Source organism: Ruegeria sp. CDSB013 (genome assembly GCF_059611165.1).
The window spans coordinates 141,041-157,087 of sequence record NZ_JBXWPA010000008.1; the positions used below are offsets into that span (position 1 = coordinate 141,041).

General features: G+C 58.6%; 14 protein-coding genes. 9 read left to right on the forward strand and 5 right to left on the reverse strand.

The window, feature by feature from the left end:
* Positions 1 to 42: 42 nt before the first annotated feature.
* The gene (locus tag AC2FJF_RS14860; RefSeq protein ID WP_058274225.1) at positions 43 to 2,316 is read right to left on the reverse strand and encodes an NADP-dependent malic enzyme; all 2,274 of its coding nucleotides are present in this window, start codon (positions 2,314 to 2,316) and stop codon (positions 43 to 45) included.
* Positions 2,317 to 2,501: 185 nt separating this feature from the next.
* Between AC2FJF_RS14860 and AC2FJF_RS14865 the strand changes: the two genes are divergently transcribed.
* The 7 genes from AC2FJF_RS14865 to upp all read left to right on the forward strand — a co-directional run bounded on the left by AC2FJF_RS14865 (position 2,502) and on the right by upp (position 8,900).
* Complete coding sequence (locus AC2FJF_RS14865; RefSeq protein WP_496726085.1) at positions 2,502 to 3,206, forward strand: hypothetical protein; 705 nt, start codon at positions 2,502 to 2,504, stop codon at positions 3,204 to 3,206.
* The gene (locus tag AC2FJF_RS14870; RefSeq protein ID WP_496726086.1) at positions 3,169 to 4,272 is read left to right on the forward strand and encodes a cupin domain-containing protein; all 1,104 of its coding nucleotides are present in this window, start codon (positions 3,169 to 3,171) and stop codon (positions 4,270 to 4,272) included. The genes AC2FJF_RS14865 and AC2FJF_RS14870 overlap by 38 nt, the downstream gene beginning before the upstream one ends.
* 103 nt (positions 4,273 to 4,375) lie before the next feature.
* Positions 4,376 to 4,768: a cytidine deaminase gene (locus AC2FJF_RS14875; RefSeq protein WP_496726087.1), complete on the forward strand. Its 393-nt coding sequence runs from the start codon at positions 4,376 to 4,378 to the stop codon at positions 4,766 to 4,768.
* A gap of 4 nt (positions 4,769 to 4,772) precedes the next feature.
* Positions 4,773 to 6,080, forward strand: coding sequence for a thymidine phosphorylase (locus AC2FJF_RS14880; protein WP_496726088.1), 1,308 nt, complete (start codon positions 4,773 to 4,775; stop codon positions 6,078 to 6,080).
* The gene (locus tag AC2FJF_RS14885; RefSeq protein ID WP_496726089.1) at positions 6,077 to 7,288 is read left to right on the forward strand and encodes a phosphopentomutase; all 1,212 of its coding nucleotides are present in this window, start codon (positions 6,077 to 6,079) and stop codon (positions 7,286 to 7,288) included. Before AC2FJF_RS14880 ends, AC2FJF_RS14885 begins: the two co-directional genes overlap by 4 nt.
* Entirely contained in the window at positions 7,285 to 8,271 is a 987-nt protein-coding gene (locus tag AC2FJF_RS14890; RefSeq protein WP_496726090.1) for an adenosine deaminase, read from the forward strand. The genes AC2FJF_RS14885 and AC2FJF_RS14890 overlap by 4 nt, the downstream gene beginning before the upstream one ends.
* A complete protein-coding gene (upp, locus tag AC2FJF_RS14895) occupies positions 8,268 to 8,900 on the forward strand; it encodes a uracil phosphoribosyltransferase (RefSeq protein ID WP_058274218.1) in 633 nt (210 codons plus the stop codon). The genes AC2FJF_RS14890 and upp overlap by 4 nt, the downstream gene beginning before the upstream one ends.
* A gap of 5 nt (positions 8,901 to 8,905) precedes the next feature.
* On the opposite strand, the gene AC2FJF_RS14900 is transcribed toward upp, so the two are convergent.
* A complete protein-coding gene (locus AC2FJF_RS14900; RefSeq protein WP_496726091.1) occupies positions 8,906 to 9,919 on the reverse strand; it encodes a hypothetical protein in 1,014 nt (337 codons plus the stop codon).
* 153 nt (positions 9,920 to 10,072) lie between these two features.
* On the opposite strand from AC2FJF_RS14900, the gene AC2FJF_RS14905 reads away from it, so the two are divergent.
* Both AC2FJF_RS14905 and AC2FJF_RS14910 read left to right on the forward strand, forming a co-directional pair.
* Positions 10,073 to 11,008 (forward strand): DMT family transporter, encoded by a 936-nt coding sequence (locus AC2FJF_RS14905; RefSeq protein ID WP_496726092.1) that lies wholly within the window; start codon positions 10,073 to 10,075, stop codon positions 11,006 to 11,008.
* 322 nt (positions 11,009 to 11,330) lie between these two features.
* On the forward strand, positions 11,331 to 12,089 hold the full coding sequence (locus AC2FJF_RS14910; protein ID WP_496726093.1) for a Hint domain-containing protein: 759 nt from the start codon (positions 11,331 to 11,333) through the stop codon (positions 12,087 to 12,089).
* 63 nt (positions 12,090 to 12,152) lie between these two features.
* Here the strand turns inward: AC2FJF_RS14910 and AC2FJF_RS14915 are convergent, their stop codons facing one another.
* Genes AC2FJF_RS14915 through AC2FJF_RS14925 form a run of 3 tightly spaced genes read right to left on the reverse strand, consistent with a single transcriptional unit; the run spans position 12,153 to position 16,046 of the window.
* A complete protein-coding gene (locus tag AC2FJF_RS14915; RefSeq protein ID WP_496726094.1) occupies positions 12,153 to 14,354 on the reverse strand; it encodes a 3-hydroxyacyl-CoA dehydrogenase NAD-binding domain-containing protein in 2,202 nt (733 codons plus the stop codon).
* Positions 14,347 to 14,835, reverse strand: coding sequence for a cupin domain-containing protein (locus AC2FJF_RS14920; RefSeq protein WP_496726095.1), 489 nt, complete (start codon positions 14,833 to 14,835; stop codon positions 14,347 to 14,349). Before AC2FJF_RS14920 ends, AC2FJF_RS14915 begins: the two co-directional genes overlap by 8 nt.
* Complete coding sequence (locus AC2FJF_RS14925) at positions 14,835 to 16,046, reverse strand: acetyl-CoA C-acetyltransferase (protein ID WP_496726096.1); 1,212 nt, start codon at positions 16,044 to 16,046, stop codon at positions 14,835 to 14,837. The genes AC2FJF_RS14920 and AC2FJF_RS14925 overlap by 1 nt, the downstream gene beginning before the upstream one ends.
* Position 16,047: the final 1 nt, after the last annotated feature.

Consider the following 16,047-nt stretch of genomic DNA (forward strand, 5'->3'; position numbering starts at 1 on the left):
AGGGCGCCGATACTGGCGCCCTGAATACTGTGCTCAGGTTTATTAACCGTAATGCGCTACGGGTGTACCCGCGATCGCCGCCATATTCAGCAATCCGCGCGCTGTGATCGACGGCGTCACGATATGCGCCTTGTTGCCCATGCCCATCAGGATCGGGCCGACCTCCAAGCCATCGGCCTTCATTTTCAGGATATTGCGCACTCCGCTCGCCGCATCCGCATGGGCAAAGATCAGAACGTTTGCTGTTCCTTTCAGGCGTGAGTTCGGGAAGATCCGCGAACGCAGTTCAGGGTCGAGGGCCAGATCCAGATTCATTTCACCTTCATATGTGAAATCGCGCGGCTCGGCGTCGAGGATATCCAGTGCCGCCCGCAACCTTTTGCCCGATCCTTCAGCCTGATTGCCAAACTGCGACTGAGAACAGAAGGCGATTTTAGGCTCGATCCCGAAACGCCGAACATGACGCGCGGCGCCAATGGTCGACTCGGCCAGCTCTTCGGGGGTTGGTAGCTGCCGAACATGGGTATCGGCAATGAACAGCGGTCCGTCCTCGAGGATCATCAGCGACAGCGCGCCATGCGGGTGCAGATCGACATCGCCCAGAACCTGTTCGACGTAGTTGAGGTGCCAACGATACTCGCCAAAGGTACCGCAGATCATGCTGTCTGCCTCACCACGTTGCACCATGATGGCCGCAATGGCGGTGTTGTTCGTCCGCATGATCGCCTTTGCCAGGTCCGGCGTGACACCGCGGCGTTGCATGATCTCGTGATACGAGTTCCAGTAGTCGTAATATCGCGGGTCGTCTTGCGGGTTTACAATCTGGAAGTCTTTGCCGGGACGGACCGTCAGCCCCAACCGTTCGCATCGTGCATTGATCACTTCGGGGCGGCCGATCAGGATTGGGGTTTCGGTTGTTTCCTCAAGAATAGCCTGAGCTGCGCGCAGAACACGCTCGTCCTCGCCCTCGGCAAATACGATCCGGCGCGAGGCCACGGCCGCGGCCTCAAAGACCGGGCGCATCAGCAGGGCAGACTTGAAGACAGACTGATTCAACCGTTCTTTGTATGCCTCGAAGTCGTCGATCGGGCGCTTGGCCACACCGCTTTCCATCGCGGCTTTGGCAACGGCCGAGGACACGACGCCGACAAGGCGCGGGTCAAAGGGTTTGGGGATCAGATAATCGGGGCCAAATGTCAGTTGCTCACCTTTGTAGGCCGCAGCCGCCTCGGCGCTGGTCGTGGCGCGTGCCATCTCGGCGATCCCGTCCACACAGGCGATCTGCATTTCGTCGTTGATTTCGGTCGCACCCACATCCAGCGCTCCCCGGAAGATGAAGGGGAAACACAGCACGTTGTTGACCTGATTGGGAAAGTCGCTGCGGCCGGTGGCAATGATCGCGTCCGGCGCGACTTCGCGTGCGGCTTGTGGCAAAATTTCCGGGCTTGGATTGGCCAGCGCGAAGATGATCGGGCGCTTGGCCATCTTCTCAACCATCTCGGGCTTCAGGACGTTCGGCCCGCTAAGGCCAAGGAACAGGTCTGCATCGCCGATTACATCGTCCAGCGTGCGCAAATCCGTTTTTTGTGCGAATTGATCCTTGTGCGGGTTCATGTCCTCTTCACGGCCTTCATAGACAAGCCCGTGAATGTCGCACAGCCAGATATTCTCGCGCTTGACGCCCAGTTTGACCAGCATCATCAGGCAGGCAATTCCAGCTGCGCCGCCACCGGTTGAGACAACCTTGACGTCTTCAAAATTTTTGCCGGCGACGTGCAGCGCATTTTTGGCCGCGGCACCCACTACAATCGCGGTGCCGTGTTGGTCGTCGTGAAAGACCGGGATGTTCATCCGTTCCCGGCACAGCTTTTCGACAATAAAACAGTCTGGCGCCTTGATGTCTTCAAGGTTGATCGCGCCAAAGGTCGGTTCCAATGCGCAAACGATATCCGCCAGTTTTTCGGGGTCGGGTTGATCGACCTCGATGTCAAAGCAATCGATCCCGGCGAACTTCTTGAACAGGACGGCCTTGCCTTCCATCACCGGTTTGGATGCAAGTGCGCCGATGTTTCCCAGCCCCAGAACAGCTGTCCCGTTTGAGACGACAGCTACCAGGTTCCCGCGTGCGGTATACAGCTCGGCGTTTGCAGGATCCGCTTTGATTTCCAGGCTGGCCTCTGCCACACCGGGCGAATAGGCGCGTGCCAGATCGCGGCCGTTCGCCATCGGTTTTGTCGCTTTGATTTCAAGCTTACCGGGCTTTGGATGGGCGTGATATTCTAGCGCGGCCTGCCGCAGGCTGGGTGTGTCCGACATCGGCGACTCAACTCCTCAGAAAATTTGATTTAGTGTTAAACTATTTCCCCGGCTTTGGCTACGCTACGTCATTTTGCAACAGTTTTGCTAAAGTTCACCGACGTCCCGTTGAAAAGCGTCGTATTGCTTTTACATTCGGGCAACTTTGGAGCCAACCTAGACCTGTCGAGCACTGAAAGCCATAAATGAGCTATAAAGATGAATTTCAGGCCGGGACCGCCTTCCCGGCGGACCAGGTTGTTGTTGGTCCGGATCGCGCCGTTTACATATCGGTTTTGCTGATCGCCATCCTTGTCCTTGCCGCCGTCGGTATCTGGCCGGTTCAAGCCCTTGCTCTGAACGAAGAGGGCGGATTGTTCGAAACGATCTCGGCCGCTGCGCTGTTTGTCGCGGGCCTGGCTGCGCTCTGGCGCTATCCCGGCATAACCCGTCTTTACATCGCGCTGGTCTGTCTATTGCTGACGGAAAGAGAGCTTGAGGCGGAAATCTATCCAGTTGACAGCCTGCCATATTGGGTCCTGAACGGTTTGGATAATTTGCTTGATATGACGCTGTTCCGGGTGGTTCTGGCCGTCATCGTGATCGGAGGTGCCCTATGGCATGGAGCCCCGGCGGCTTGGCAGGCGGTAAAGCGACGGGCGCCTTTTTTCGTGATTTTCGTGCTGGCGGGATTGCTGGCGGTAACCGCTCAGCTGCTCGAGGAAGTTTCCGGAATTTGCCAGGCAGATCTGTCCACACTTATGACAGTGCGGCTCTTTGTTCTGGAAGAAACGCTTGAGATGTTCTTTTCGATTGGCATTTTGGCTTCTGTTCTGATCGGATGGCCAAAATCCGATGCCGAAGAGACGCTGAATGACCTCAACCAGAAACAACTGCCAGACACGCGCTGAAATCCGTCTGCCGACAGGCGAGCTGCGCGACGACATCCCGTTTTTCACAAAGACCCTCGGCATGAGGATGGATATGATCTATCCCGCCGACGACCCGCGTGTTGCCGTGTTTTCCGGCCACGGGTTGCGCCTTCGGATCGAAAAAGACGCGCCCGAGGCGGCAGGCACAATCTGTATCCTGACAGACGATCCTGACGGTTTTGCAAACGGACAGCGCACTCTGGTTGCGCCCAATGGTACGCGTGTTGAAATTGACGAGTTGAACCCGCCAATGGTGATGCCCGAAACGGTGCATTCCTTCGTGGTGCGCAGGCTCAAGGATCAGGCCCCATGGATCATCGGGCGGGCAGGGATGCATTACCGCGATCTGGTACCGGATCGGCTAGGTGGATCGATCATCGCCAGCCATATCCGTATACCCGATGGGGGCCCGGTGCCGGATATGGTGCATTTCCACAAGGTCGGGTTTCAACTGATTTTCTGCATTCATGGTTGGGTCGACGTCGTCTACGAGGATCAGGGCGACAAAATGCGCCTGACAGCTGGGGATTGCTTTATCCAACCCCCAGAAATCCGCCACCGGGTTCTTGAAGCCTCGGATAATGTTCAGGTGATCGAAATCGGTGTTCCCGCCGAACATGTCACCGAAATCGACCACGAGATGGACCTGCCTACGCCGAATTTCCGCCCGGACCGCGAATGGCAAGGGCAGCGTTTTGTCTATAACAAAGCCGAGAATTCAGCGTGGGGACCATTTCGCCTGCCAGGATACATCTGTCGCGACACGACGATTGCCGAGAATACCAAAGGTGTTGCAGGCGTGCAGGTCGTACGAAAAGGGCAGGGTGAACCGGTCTGGGCGACGCATGACACGGATATCCATTTTACCTTCGTCATGACGGGTGAGGTGACTCTGGAAGGTGAAGGGCGCGATCCGTTCCGTTTGGAACAAGGGGATGCGTTCGTGATCCCGCCTGGCATGCGGACAAAACTGTCCGAACCTTCCGATGATGTCGAATTGCTTGAGGTTACGCTTCCGGGGATCTTCAATACCAAGCTGGGCTAAGAGGATTTTAGTCCAGGAATCTTGCGCGCGGGGGTTCAACTCCTTGGGCTCTTTCCTTTAGGGTATGATTTTCTGACCAGTTGATCAAAAACGGGGAATCGCCATGACTTTGAAAGATGCAGCACTGTCTGTTCGGGAAAAAGCCTATGCGCCTTATTCCAACTTTAAGGTTGGGGCGGCGATCCGGTCCGCATCCGGCGAGGTCCACGCGGGTTGCAACGTGGAAAACGTGGCCTATCCCGAGGGCACCTGTGCCGAGGCCGGGGCTATCGCTGCGATGGTCGCTGCGGGCGAACAGGAATTGTCCGAGGTCTATGTTGTTGCCTCAAGTCCGCAACCGGTTTCGCCCTGTGGCGGTTGCCGGCAAAAGCTGGCCGAATTTGGCAAGCGGGACGTCAAGGTGACGCTGGCGACCGTGGATGGCGCCGAGTTTGTAACCACGATTGGACAATTGCTGCCGGGCGCTTTCGACGCCTCGCACATGGAGGACGTCTGATCCAATGGACGCCCGTTCGATCATTGCAAAACTGCGCCGGAACGAGGTGCCGACCGGAGATGAGCTGAACTGGTTCGCGCAAGGACTGGCCGATGGTGGTGTCAGCGACGCCCAAGCGGGCGCTTTTGCCATGGCCGTCTGCATGGGCGGGTTAGGCACCAAAGGGCGCGCCGATCTGACGATCGCCATGCGCGACAGCGGTCACGTGCTCAGCTGGGATTTCGATGGCCCGGTAATTGACAAACACTCGACCGGTGGGGTGGGAGACAGTGTAAGCCTCGTACTCGCCCCTGCACTGGCTGAGATGGGGGCGTATGTCCCCATGATCTCGGGACGGGGTCTGGGTCATACTGGCGGTACCCTGGACAAGCTTGAGGCCATTCCCGGCGTCAGCACCCAGATCGGTCAGGAGCGGCTGACACAAATTCTGCGGGAAACGGGCGCGGCCATTGTCGGGGCTACGGGGCAGATCGCCCCGGCAGACAAGCGCCTTTATGCGATCCGTGATGTGACGGCGACCGTTGAAAGCCTGGACCTGATCACAGCCTCGATCTTGTCCAAGAAACTGGCCGCCAGCCCCGAGGCTTTGGTACTGGACGTCAAAGTCGGCAGCGGGGCGTTCATGAAAACGCTGGACGACGCGCGCAACTTGGCGCGCGCCCTGTCGGAAACTGCGAATGCGGCAGGTTGCCGGACCTCGGCTGTGATCACCGATATGCACCAACCTTTGGCTCCTGCGCTGGGCAATGCACTAGAGGTGGCTGAGGTGATGAAAGTCATGACGAAAGACCATTACGCGCCCCTTGCTGAAATTTCGGCCGAGTTGGGTGGAGTTCTGCTGGTGGATGCGGGGATGTTTGCAACCGCCGAGGAAGGGCGCGACAAGATCACAGATGTCATCCGCGATGGTCGCGCGGCTGAACGCTTTGGGCGCATGATGGCGGCTGTGGGCGCGCCTTTGCAGTTCGTCGACAACTGGTCCCGCTACCTTCCAGAGGCCAGCGTGATCCTTGAGGTCACAGCACCGACCAATGGACACGTTACTGCGATTGACGGCGAAGCGCTGGGCTTGACCGTTGTTGCACTGGGCGGCGGACGACAGGTCGAAGATGACGTGATCGACCCGGCGGTTGGGTTGTCCGGCATCGTTCGTCTGGGCGACAAAGTCGAGAAGGGTGCACCACTGGCCGTGGTTCATGCCGCGCGCGAAGACGCTGCGCGACAGGCCGCAGATGCCGTTTTGAAGGCGATTACAATTAGTGACGACGCCCCGATGGAACCTATACTCATCCACGAAAGGATCACGCCGTGACCCGCGCGTTCTTGGTGGTGATGGACTCGGTCGGTATCGGGGGTGCGCCGGATGCCGATCGGTTCTTCAATGGCGAGATACCGGATACTGGCGCAAATACGCTGGCGCATATTGCACAGGCCTGTGCCGAGGGGCGCGCCGAAAAGGGGCGCTCAGGTCCGCTGCACCTGCCAAGCTTAGATGCGCTTGGGCTTGGGGCTGCAACGCGGTTGGCATCGGGGGCCGCAACACCGGGATTGGATGCCGAGCCGGCTGGGCTCTGGGGCAGCGCACGCGAGTATTCGCCGGGCAAGGATACGCCTTCGGGCCATTGGGAGCTGGCCGGATTGCCGGTGCCGTGGGATTGGCACTATTTCCCGGACACGGCGCCTGCTTTCCCTGCCGAATTGCGTCGCGCTGCGGCTGAGGCGGCCAGTACAGACGATATACTGGGCGACTGCCACGCCTCGGGCACGACCATCATTGCCGAATTGGGGGCCGAGCATATGCGGACCGGCTGGCCGATCTGCTATACTTCGGCCGACAGCGTTTTCCAGATCGCCGCGCATGAGGAAAGCTTTGGCCTGGACCGTCTCCTGAATATGTGCAAGGCGCTTGCTCCGCGTTTGCATGAGATGAAAGTAGGCCGCGTCATTGCGCGACCCTTTGTAGGCTCAGTCAAAGAGGGCTTCACCCGTACCACTAACCGCAAGGACTTCGCCATACTTCCCCCCGCGCCGGTCCTGACCAATTGGGTGCAGGATGCGGGGCGTCGCGTCTACGCGGTAGGCAAGATCGGCGACATCTTCTCGATGCAAGGAATCGACACGTTGCGTAAAGGCTCGGATGCTGAGTTGATGGGTCACCTGTCTGATCTGGTCGATATGGCCGAAGAGGGTAGCCTGACCTTTGCCAATTTCGTTGAGTTCGACAGCCTCTATGGCCATCGCCGCGATATCAGCGGCTATGCCAGCGCCTTGGAATGGTTCGACCGTGAAATTGGAAAGATTCTGAATAAGCTGCGCCCTGGTGATATGATGTTGCTGACCGCTGATCACGGCAATGATCCCAGTTGGATCGGCACCGACCACACGCGCGAACAGGTGCCCGTTTTGATCGCGGAGCAAGGCACGGGCCAAATCGGGGCCGTCGATTTTGCCGATGTCGCCGCAAGTATCGCACACCATCTGAACATTCCGGCACAAGGACCGGGGAAGAGTTTTCTATGACCGTCGCAGACCTACCCAAAATCGAGTTGCACCTGCACCATGAAGGTGCAGCGCCGCCTGATTTCATCCGCCAGCTAGCGCATGAAAAGCGTATAGACCTGAGCGGAATTTTCAAACCGGACGGAAGTTATGACTTCCGCGACTTCGCCCACTTTCTCAGTGTCTACGAGGCCGCCTGCGAAGTACTTAAATCGCCCGAGGATTTCCGTCGCCTGACTTTGGCCATTCTAGAGGAAAGCGCTGCGAATGGGGTGGTCTACTCGGAAACCTTCCTCAGTCCAGATTTCTGCGGCGGCGGGGATGTGCACGCCTGGCGTGACTATCTGAACGCCATTCAGGACGCGGCGGACGAAGCCGAGCGCAAGTTCGATATCACTTTGCGCGGCGTTGTCACGTGCGTCCGGCATTTCGGACCCGAACAGGCGAAACAAAGCGCCTATTGCGCAGCAGAAACCGCCGGTGACTGGATCACTGGGTTTGGAATGGGCGGCAATGAGGGCGTCGGGACGCAGGGCGACTACAAATGGGCCTTTGACTGCGCCCGCGAAGCTGGGCTGCGCCTGACCACCCATGCCGGAGAATTCGGCGGCCCCGAAAGCGTACGCGATGCTGTTCGAGACCTCGGTGTCGAACGGGTTGGCCACGGCGTGCGGGCCATTGAGGACGACGATCTGATCCGGGAACTTGTTGACCGCGAAGTCACGCTTGAAGTCTGCCCCGGTTCCAACGTGGTTCTGGGCCTGTTCCCAGATTTTGCGGCACATCCGATTGCCCGGTTGCGCGATCAGGGTGTAAACGTCACAGTTTCCACCGACGATCCGCCGTTTTTCCATACCACCATGCGGCGCGAATATGAGATGCTGCATCAGGCCTTTGGCTGGGACGCCGAGGATTTTGCGGCCCTGAACGACATAGCCCTGAACGCGGCCTTCTGCGATGATGACACCCGCGAACGGGTGAAGAAAAGACTGGAGAGAACATGAGCGAACACCTGACCGTCGTTGACCACCCGCTGGTGCAGCACAAACTGACGCTCATGCGGGACAAGGGCACCTCGACCGCCGTGTTCCGCCAGCTGTTGCGCGAGATCACCCTGCTGTTGGCCTATGAGGTCACGCGCGAACTCAAGCTGACCACCCGCCACATTGAAACACCAATGGAGGAAATGGACGCCCCCATTCTGGCGGGTAAAAAACTGGCTCTGGTGTCGATCCTGCGTGCCGGAAACGGAATGTTGGACGGGGTGCTGGAACTGGTCCCCTCGGCCCGTGTCGGGTTTGTCGGGCTGTACCGCGACGAAGAAACCCTGAAGCCTGTGCAATACTACTTCAAAGCGCCTGAAGGTCTGAAGGATCGGCTGGTCATCGCGGTTGATCCGATGCTGGCAACCGGCAACAGCTCGGCTGCGGCGATTGATTTGCTGAAAGAAGCCGGGGCGACCGATATCCGTTTCCTCTGCCTGCTGGCCGCGCCCGAAGGCGTCGCCCGCATGAAAGAGGCGCATCCTGACGTGAACATCGTCACGGCGTCGCTGGATCGCGAGTTGAACTCGAAAGGGTATATCATGCCTGGGTTGGGCGATGCTGGCGACCGGATGTTCGGCACCAAGTAACCGGCTTACTCGCCACAGATATTCTGCAGCCGGACCCAATCGCGGTCCGGCAGCACTTGTGATAGAGGGCGCCCGGCCATCGGGTCCGCCTCGATCAGGCCCAGAGTGTCTTCCCCCGTGACATCCACAGCATAGGCATATGGCGTTGAAGGCAGCGCCGCCTGGGCGAATACCTCTAGCAAAGCTTGATCGGACAAAGTTGGGCGCGGTTCTGACAAGACCTGTTCGGTATAAGCGTCAACGATTTCCGGCGTCAGCTCTCCGGTTGTCAGCAGGCGGAACGCCGTGGTTGGGCCAGTTCGATCCAGCACCTCGTCCAATGGGTCTTGTGCGGTGGCTCGCGCGCGTTCGGCGATGATGTAACCGGCAGCGATGGATGGGTCCTCGTGATCTTCGACCAATGAGCGGTTCAGCAGAATGATCCCACCAGGCAGGCCGAGGCTTGTTTGTACCCCCGCGGGCAGAATAACGACCTCTCGCACGCCGGTTCGGGCTGCCAGTTGGTCCAACGCAGCCTGCGCATCCTCTGAGGTGCACGAGACACCAGAAACCCGTTCAATCCGGTGCAGGATCGCATCCCCGATATCGTATCGCTTAATCTCGGGGACAACAGAAACGACGTGGTTTTGCAGCGCGGCTGGAACCCAAAGCAGCAATAATGCGGCAACTGCAGCAATCACACCCGCAACACTAAGCCAACGCAACCGTCCGGGATGCGGGCGCGACCGATCAATTGCCTTTTGCAAACGGTCGATCGCCGCGATCATCGTGGTCTCTGTTTCTTCCAGCTCCAGCGTTTCGTCGGGGTCGCCGTCCGGGTTGAAGATGGCTGGATAGCTTCCGGGATTCTGCCGCTCCAAAGCTGCCAGCGACCAGTGCGTCAGTGCCCGGTCGTTGAAATCAGAAATCGTCAGCGTTGCTTCGCCAATCGACACCACAACCTCGCGCCGCTGCACGTCGGGCGAGGGGCGCCACAGACCGGTGGCTTCGATCCGTTGGTACTGTTTCAGAGCCGTCATCAAGGTGAGGTTTGCTCGTTATTATTTTGCCCCAGCTTAACATGGTAAATTCAAAGGGCGCAAACCAGTTGCGCCATCTGCGATAAATGTGCTGGATACAACGACACGTGCAGGGTTGTCCTGTCGTGCCCCACCATTTTACCGAGGCGAAAGATGCAGGCGGACACTCAGACCTCACCGATACTGGCATCGGTGCTGATGATCAGCGCCATGGCGATCATCGGGGTGATCGACAATGTGGTGATCCTGTTGGCGGAAACGGTTGGCCTGTGGCAATTCCACCTGAGCCGCGCGTTGCTAATGTTGCCGCTGATCTTCGGTCTATCGCTATTGGGGCTGGGCAGAATGCGCCCGAAACGATTTGGCCCGGTGATTCTGCGCAGCATACTGATCACCCTGGCCATGTTGTTCTATTTCGCATCGCTTGCGGTCATGCCGATTGCGCAGGCGCTGGCCGGGTTGTTCACATCGCCGATTTTTGTCCTTTTGATCTCGGCCCTGGCAATGAAGCAGCGGATTGGCCCTTGGCGTATTGTTGCGGTTCTACTGGGGTTTGCGGGAATTCTGTGCGTGCTGCAGCTTGACCCCTACGATTTCGATACTCGCAGCCTGTTGCCGGTCGCCGGGGGTCTGTTCTACGCGCTGAGTGCCGTTATCACGCGCAGCCATTGTTCCGGTGAAAGCACCGTGGCGCTGCTGGCTGCGATGATCATCACGCTGGGATCGGCCGGGGCGATTGGCCTTCTGGTACTTGAGCTGTTTCCGGTGGCCGCGCCGGATGGTCCCGACGGCTTCGCCGCGCGGGGTTGGGTCTGGCAGATGCAACCTGCATTGCCGTGGATCGCAATACAGGCGGTTGGTTCCACGATTGCCGTCTTCATGTTGATCAAGGCCTATCAGGTGGGCGAGCCGTCCTATGTCGCGGTCTTTGAGTACTCGGTCATGATTTTTGGTCCGCTCTTTGCCTTTGCGGCTTTCGGGCAGGCGATCGGGCCGATGCAGATTGGCGGGATTGGCTTGATTGCAATCGCAGGTACCCTGTTGGGATGGCGAGCAGGGCGCGAGGCTGCCCGGCCAGAACCGGTTTAGCCTTATCCTGAGGCCAGCCATTTGTTTTGGGTGGGCAATCGGGGATCATTCAGACCGGATACCGATGGGTGTAACACGACCTGCCCGATTTCAGCCGACGGGCTCAGACAGATTCGGCGGCACGGATGACCGCTGGTGTAAATTATAGTTTCCAAAAATCTGCCAATTTTTACCAATTGCGCAGTGTTGTTTAAAGAATTGTTGTTTTTCACGGCTTTAAGAGCGCAAATTGGGCGGCAATGTGTCTGAATTAAGTCGCCCATGGTTAAGTCGTGCTAGTCGTTATGAGTAGTTGTTTTTGTGTCAGAAATGGGTGCGACACGTGTTAAATGTACAGAGTGTTTTGAGTTATGAGGCCGTTCCGAACCGGGAAGTGCAGGACAATCCTGCGATTTCGCTGAACGCGCGTCGGGGTGGTTTTGTCCACGGAACTAAGATTGCGACGGATCGCGGTTGGCAGCCTGTTGAAGGACTGCAAGCAGGCGATCTGATCCGCACGATGGACAACGGGTTCAGGGCAGTCTCGCGGGTTGCGACGGATTGCATAGCAATCGCTGCCAGCGAGTCCAGGTCGGAAAACTTACCTGTCCGTGTGCCATCGAACACTTTGTATAACGGCGATCCGGTCTGGTTGATGCCAGAGCAGGGCGTGGCGTTGGACAACACCAAGCTGAGCCAGGGTCCGATCACGCTGCCGATCAGCATGCCTGTGGTGCCTGCGCGGGTTCTCAGTGGAACGTTTCGACTTTCGTCCAGCGCGCCCTCATTGCTGTTTGAGGTTTGTTCGTTGTTCTTTGAGCAAGACGAAGTGATCTATATCGAGGGTGGTTTGCGCGCCTTTTGTCCTGCGGGCCGCTTTGGGTCGAACAGCCGGCCCGCGAACGCCTCATACAAGGTGGTCGATGCTGATCGGACCGAAGACCTGATCGACATGGTCGCGCATAGCAGGGACATTGCTGTTCTTGCGAATTCACTGGGCGCATTACCGGCTCCGATCATGCAGAACCCGATTTTTCCAGCGCGGCCTGTCATGGGTGCGCGACGTCCTGGTCGGCCGGGGCGGCCTGCACCGATATTCTAATTATTTTAAGCTATTGATTAATGAATGACGCTGGCGCGGTAACCCGCACCAGCGTCTATTTTTTTAGGCAGCTTTTGCTTCGGGGTCAAAGCGGCCATAGAAGCTTTGGCCTTTCTCAGCCATCTCACGCAGCAGCGGCGGGCAGGCGAAGCGTTCGCCATACTGCGCAGCCAACTGGTCGCAACGCTCGGCGGCATAGGGCGTGCCGATGATGTCCAGCCAGCTGAGCGGACCACCCGACCATGGTGCAAAGCCCCAACCAAGGATCGCGCCCACGTCGCCCTCGCGGATGTCCTCCAGAACGCCTTCTTCCAGCGCGCGGACCGCTTCCAGAACCTGTGCGAACATCAGACGTTCCTGAACTTCGATCAGATCAGGCTGGTCCTCGGCATGCGGGTATTTCTCCTGCAGACCCTTCCAGTACTCGGTGCGCTTGCCCTTTTCGTCATAGTCGAAGAAACCTGCGTTTGCCTTGCGTCCCAGACGACCCTCTTCCTCCATCCAGAAGATCAGATCATCGCCGGGGTTATCCGGATAGGCATTACCCATCGCGGCTTTGGTCGCACGAGCAATTTTGGCCCCCAGATCAATCGAGGTCTCATCGTTCAGCTGGATCGGCCCAACGGGGAAGCCCAACTGACGCGCGGCGTTGTCGATCAATACTGGGCTGACGCCCTCGGTGATCATGCGCAGACCTTCGTTGATATAGGGAATGATGCAACGGTTGGCGTAAAAGAAGCGCGCATCGTTGACCACGATCGGCGTCTTGCGGATCTGGCGGACATAGTCCAGCGCCTTGGCCACCGCGCGATCACCGGTTTCCTTGCCCTTGATAATCTCGACCAAGAACATTTTCTCGACCGGCGAAAAGAAGTGGATGCCGATGAACTGATCCGGGCGCACGGATGCTTTGGCCAGATCGGTGATCGGCAGGGTCGACGTGTTCGAGGCAAAGATGCAATCCTCGGGGATGATCGCCTCGACCTTCTTGGTCATCTCGGCCTTGACGCCCACGTCTTCGAAGACGGCTTCGATGATCAGATCGCATCCTTTGAGGTTGTCCAGATCCGGGGTCGCGGTGATGCGGGCCAGCATGGCCTCTTTCTTCTCAGCCGTGACTTTGCCGCGCTTCAGGCCCTTGTCGAGATAGCTCTCGGTATAGGCTTTGCCTTTGTCCGCAGCTTCCTGGTCGCGGTCCACGAGAACCACTTCCATCCCGGCCTGGGCCGACACCAGCGCGATACCGGCACCCATCATGCCTGCGCCCAGTACGCCGATCTTCTTGACCGACTGATCGGGAACACCGGCAGGACGCACGGCACCTTTTTCCAACGCTTCCTTGTTCAGGAACAGCGACCGGATCATCGCACCCGAAGAGGGGTTCATCAGGACAGAGGTGAACCAACGCGCCTCGATCTTCAGGGCGGTGTCGAAATCGACCAGCGCACCTTCGTAAACCGCGCTCAGCAGAGCCTTGGCCGCAGGGAAGGCGCCTTGGGTCTTGCCGTTTACCATCGCCGATGCACCAACGAAGTTCATGAAACCAGCAGGGTGGTAAGGCGCGCCGCCGGGCATCTTATAGCCCTTCGCATCCCACGGTTTGATGATGTCTGCGTCCTTGGCGTTCAGCACCCATTCCTTGGCTGCGGCCTTCGGGTCGGCTGCGACCTCGTCAATATAACCCGCGCCCTTGGCTTTCTTGACGTCCAGCATTTTGCCTTCCAGCAGCAGCGGAGCCGCCGCAATCGCGCCAACCTTGCGGACCATCCGGGTGGTGCCACCCGCGCCGGGGAAGATGCCGACCATGATCTCGGGCAGGCCATATTTGGCCTTGGGGTTTTCGGCCGCAAAGATGCGATGCGTGGACAGCGGCAGTTCCATGCCAATGCCTGCGGCAGTGCCAGGCAGAACGGTGGCAATCGGCTTGCCGCCCTTCTTGGTCTTGGGGTCCATGCCCGCCATCTCGATCTTGCGCAGCAGTGCGTGCATCTGCATTGTGCCCTCGAACAAGCCTTTTGCCGGGTTGTCGCCCGCCTGTTCCTTCATCACTGCCAACAGGTTCAGGTCCATGCCACCAGCGAAGGACCCTTCCTTACCCGAGGTGATGATGATGCCTTTGACGTCGTCGTCAGCCAGCGCCTGATCGACCAGATCGCTCAGCTGTGCCAGCCCGTCAAAGGACATCACGTTCATGGTTTTCCCGGGCACATCCCAGGTGATTGTGGCGACGCCGTCTGCGTCTTTGCTCAGAGTGAAATCAGTCATTGTCATCTCCAATCTGGTCAGCCGTCAACGGGCTGCCATCCTTGCGGGTGAAGGAGAATCCGTTCTCATCATCCTTCACCATCATGTCTATGTCGCTGTAATAGCCGGTCTCGGTCGGGGTCCGTGTGCCCACCACCAGAAAGGTTGCGGGCGCATCGGTTTTGTTCACAAGGTGGTGGCCGTTGGCCTCACCTGCGGGCCAAGCGGCGCAGTCGCCGGGCTGCATCTCATGCTCACCATCGTCATCGATCAGCACGCAGGTGCCGCTGAGCATGATGGCAAATTCGTCCTGCTCCATATGGTAATGGCGCAGTGAAGACATGCCCTGCGGTTCCAACCGCACGACGTTGACCCCGTATTGGGACAGCCCGCCTGAATCGCCCACACGCTGAACGAAACGACCTGCGGTCGCTTCAGCCAGCTTGCCGGGATAGGCCGAGCCGCCCTTGAACGGAATCTGAGAGAGATCCAGCTTGGGCATCAGACCCGCTCGATAATGGTTGCTGCACCCATGCCGGATGCAATGCAGAGCGTCGCCAGACCGGTTTCCTTGTCCTGACGCTCCAACTCATCCAGCAACGTGCCGATGATCATCGCGCCCGTTGCGCCCAGCGGGTGACCCATCGCAATCGAGCCGCCGTTCACGTTGACCAACGCCGGGTCGACGTCGAACGCCTGCTGGAAGCGCAGCACGACCGAGGCGAAGGCTTCGTTGACTTCGAACAGGTCCAGATCGCCGATCTTCATGCCATTGTCGGCCAGGATCTTCTCGGTCACAGGAACCGGACCGGTCAACATGATGGTCGGGTCAGTTCCGATCTTGGCGGTTGCCTTGATGCGGGCGCGGGGCTTGAGGCCGTATTTCTCGCCGAATTCCTTGTTGCCGATCAGAACAGCCGCCGCACCATCCACAATGCCCGAGCTGTTGCCCGCGTGGTGGATGTGGTTGATCTTTTCCAGATGCGGGTATTTCAGCATGGCCACCTTGTCGAAGCCGGGCATCTGTTCGCCCATCATCTGGAAGGCCGGGTTCAGGCCACCAAGGCTTTGCATGTCAGTGCCGGGGCGCATGTATTCGTCGCGGTCCAGAATGGTCAGGCCGTTCTGATCCTTGATGGTGATAACCGATTTATCAAAACGGTTGTCTGCCCATGCTTCCGCGGCTCGGCGCTGCGATTCCATCGCCAACGCGTCGGCGTCGTCACGGCTAAAGCCATATTCGGTCGCGATAATGTCGGCCGAGATACCCTGCGGCACGAAGTAGGTCTCCATCGCCAGCGAAGGGTCAACCGCGATCGCTGCACCGTCGCTGCCCATTGCCACACGGCCCATCATTTCGACGCCACCTGCGATGTAAGCCTCACCTGCGCCGCCTTTGACCTGGTTCGCCGCGAGGTTCACAGCTTCCATGCCGGAAGCGCAGAAACGGTTGATCGCCAGACCGGGGATCGACTGATCCAGATCAGAGGCCAGAACCGCCGAGCGTGCCAGACAGCCGCCTTGTTCCATCACTTGCGTGACGTTGCCCCAGATCACGTCTTCTACGGCGTGGCCTTCGAGGTTGTTACGCTCTTTCATCGCGTTCAGGGTCAGGGCGGACAGGCGCACCGAGGTTACCTCGTGCAGGCTGCCATCCTTGCGGCCCTTGCCGCGCGGGGTGCGCAGGGCGTCATAAATATAAGCTTCGGTCATG